At 49.2% G+C, this 3,435-nt stretch carries 4 protein-coding genes; 3 read left to right on the plus strand and 1 reads right to left on the minus strand.

What is annotated here, in order from left to right; translation table 11 throughout:
* Nucleotides 1-711 (minus strand): phenylalanine--tRNA ligase subunit alpha (locus tag LLG96_00155; GenBank protein ID MCE5248607.1); only part of this gene is annotated, 711 nt, incomplete at its 3' end.
* A gap of 229 nt (nt 712-940) precedes the next feature.
* Here LLG96_00155 and LLG96_00160 point away from each other — a divergent pair.
* From LLG96_00160 to LLG96_00170, 3 genes are read left to right on the plus strand one after another with little or no spacing between them, the layout of a single operon-like run.
* Nucleotides 941-1,267: a hypothetical protein gene (locus LLG96_00160; GenBank protein ID MCE5248608.1), complete on the plus strand. Its 327-nt coding sequence runs from the start codon at nt 941-943 to the stop codon at nt 1,265-1,267.
* On the plus strand, nt 1,251-2,141 hold the full coding sequence (locus LLG96_00165) for a formylglycine-generating enzyme family protein (GenBank protein MCE5248609.1): 891 nt from the start codon (nt 1,251-1,253) through the stop codon (nt 2,139-2,141). The genes LLG96_00160 and LLG96_00165 overlap by 17 nt, the downstream gene beginning before the upstream one ends.
* A gap of 42 nt (nt 2,142-2,183) precedes the next feature.
* Entirely contained in the window at nt 2,184-3,254 is a 1,071-nt protein-coding gene (locus tag LLG96_00170; protein MCE5248610.1) for a Gfo/Idh/MocA family oxidoreductase, read from the plus strand.
* The last annotated feature ends 181 nt before the right edge of the window (nt 3,255-3,435 follow it).

Here is a 3,435-nt window from a genome sequence, read left to right on the forward strand (position 1 = left end):
GCGAAACACCTGTTCAAGGAGAAGGTTCATAACACAGATGAGATTCGCCACCGAGATGTTTCGGTCCACCATAAGACCCTCGAGCTGATAGAAGGTGTTCTCGTGGTTCGCATCGACCGTTTCGTACCGGAAACACCGTCCCGGTGCTATCATTTTCATGGGAGCCCCGTACTTTTCGAGCGCCCGCACCTGGACAGCGGAAGTCTGTGTCCGCATCACCAGGCCGTTCGTGAGCCAGAAGGTATCCTGCATTTCACGGGCCGGATGATCGAACGGAGTATTGAGGGCATCGAAGTTGTAATATTCTTCCTCGACTTCATAGCCGGTCTCTATGTAAAAACCCATGCTTTTAAATATTTCTTCAAGTTCCATCTGAACAAGCGTGATAGGATGAAGCGATCCGAGCGAATGTCCCGAACCCGGAAGAGTCATATCGAGTTGAGGCCGTTTAGCTGATTCCGATATATTTTTTAACGAGACGGTCAGCTCTTCCACCTTTTTTTCCATGAGATTTTTGAGATCGTTGAATCCCTTGCCGAATGCACCGCGCATTTCAGGAGTCAGCGACTTGAAATCCACACCTTCGCGGAACTGTGCCAGAAGCCCTTTTCGTCCCAGGTACTTGAGCCTCAGCGCTTCAGTATCCTTCTGTGACAGGCAGGATTCGGCGTCTTTAAAAAAACCTTCCCGCAAACCATCCATATCGACCATTAAATAAAACCTCCTTAAAATTCGTCACGATCCTTATATACCCTGCAATCCCGCCCCGGTTTCAAACCGTGTGGGTAAATTGTTCGGAACGCAGGTTTTTTAATCTCAAACGTCAGTTCTGTTTCATTCCATTTTTATCAGTATGCTGTTGTAAGATAGAAAATTATCATGTCCAAATCAATAGCATTTATCTTCAGACTGCTATGACAGGGAGGGAAATGAAATAATAATGTCTGACAGCGGATTTCCTGAAAATTGCACCTTTAGCAGTCTTGCAGGTTATGAAGATGTCAATGAAGACAGGCGATTATCCACTGATCCCGCAATGAGAACAATTACTGGTAAAAAACCAAAGGAAAAAGACGGAAATTTGACTTTGCGGGAGATAATAATCTTGTTTCAGGGGGATGAATATTTTAATTTGAATTTACGGCTGACAATAGTGATTTATCAGCCTTTCCATATTTTGATATGGGCGGCATCGTTTATTATCGGGATTCCCGTCAATCAACTCAATCGCCAACATCAGAGAGGACATCATGAAACGGCACTATGAACTTGCAGTAATAATTATTCTTGCACATTTTCTCACGTTGTCCTGTGGAGATGGATCGAATGGGCAAAAAGCCTCCTCACATGATGCATCTTCTCTGGGAATAACCTTCGTGAGCATCCCGGGTGGCGCATTCGAGATGGGAGATGAGGTCGGCGACTTATGGGATGGCTGCCGTCCTGTTCACACGGTGACGGTATCGGGCTTCGAGATGAGCGCTTACGAAGTGACGAACGCGCAGTATGCCGCCTACCTGAATGCCGCACTTGCATCTGGTGACGTGGAAATAAAAAGCGATGATGTGTACGGAAAAACCGGCAATTGGCCGGGTGAACGATACCTCGATATCGGCTACGATTACGGCGGGGACAACAAATGCTGGATCAATTACGGCAGCGGCACGTTCACGGTGACCGGCGGAAAAGAGAACTGGCCGGTGGTGGCGGTTTCATGGTACGGGTCTAAGTCATTTGCCCTCTATTACGGCTTCGACCTTCCGACGGAAGCCGAATGGGAATACGCGGCCCGCGGAGGAAAACAGTATATGTACGGGACGGACGATGGGACGATTGACAGCACCAAGGTTAATTATGACATGTATGTCGGGTGCCCGACACCCGTGGGAGCATACCCCGCCAATCCTTTCGGCCTGTACGACATGAGCGGAAACATATGGGAGTGGTGTCAGGACTGGTACGGGAGCTATCCGGGCGAAAGCGTGACAAACCCGACAGGCGCGGATTCAGGCGATGTCAGAATTATCCGTGACGGCACCTGGGACAATAAAGCCTTCAAGTGCCGTGTAGCGTATCGCGGCAGGTTCAAACCGAATGACGGGGACTACGGCCTGGGTTTCCGCGTGGTGCGGAGGAAGTAATGGATTTGCCATTTAAACAGTAGCGATAACAGGATCAAACACATGGAAGACAAACAGAAAAGTCTGAAAAGGGCTGCGGCAGGAATTGCCGGAATAACAGCGGCAGGGAAAGCCCCCGCTTACGCACAAGATATGAAGTTTTTGAAACTCGGCGTCCTCGGAGTCGGTTCGCACGGCTTTGCCGCAATGTTCAAAAACCCGCCGAAAGAGTACCCCAAAGAAGTCCGTGTAAAAACCTATGCGCTCTGGGATGACTGTCCCGGCCTCGCGGAAGCGCTGAAAGGCCCCACGTACGAAAAAATATACAACGATCCGGTTAAACTCTCAAACGAATGCGATTGTCTCTATATCGAGCATGCCGACTACCGCATGGCTCTGGAACTCGCACAGCCGGGGCTTGAACAGGGGAAACCCACCTTTATCAATCGCCCTTTTACCGCTTCGATCGAGGATGCCGAGGAAATAATCCGCATGGCAAAAAAGTACGATGCTCCGGTCATGAGCGCATCGGAGCTCGAATTCGGCCCGGAAGTATATGAGATGCAGGCTTTTGTCAGGGAAAAAGGCCCGCTTCGCGCATTTGAAGCGTACGGAGCCGAGGCCCATTTCACCTGGCATTTCCCCCATGTTTTGAATTACGCTCATGCGGCATTGGGCGGCGGAATAGACTCGGTCTATTTCACCGGACACTTCGGTATCGACATGCGCAAATGGAGAGTCGAAAAAGAAATAATCGGGGCATCGCTCTGTGTTCTCACCATGGAACCGCGCGACGGCCAGCCGCCCGTCATCGGGATGTGCCATATCGGTAACTATCCGACGGAAAGAGGCTACCACATCGATGTTTATACAGCAAACGAAAACCGTAATTTCGTGCTCCAGGGCAACTGGAACCTGAATATGTTTGAAAAACTGAACGAGTTTTATTCATTCAGAAAGATTCCGAGACCCTATGAAGCGATTCTGGAAATGCACCGCACCCTGGTCGCAGCCAACGTTTCACGGCTCGAGGGGTGCGCTGTCAAACTATCCTCGCTCGGCGGGCAGGACGAGCTCCCCTATTCCGATGCGATTCGACGGTATGTTATAGACAGGGCGTTAAATCGGTTGTGATAACCCGAAAATGTGATTACTTCCATTGCATGGCATTATCCCGGATGGGCCATGTATGAATAAATTATTGCTTCGGTGGTTAAACAGTGACATAAGATTGTGTCATGCCGAACTTGTTTCGGCATCTATTCCAAATATCAGTATCATTATTTATTCGCCGGAGCAGTAATCAAAAAATGGT

It is taken from the genome of bacterium, from assembly GCA_021372535.1.
In the GTDB taxonomy this organism is placed as follows: Bacteria; Latescibacterota; Latescibacteria; order Latescibacterales; family Latescibacteraceae; genus JAFGMP01.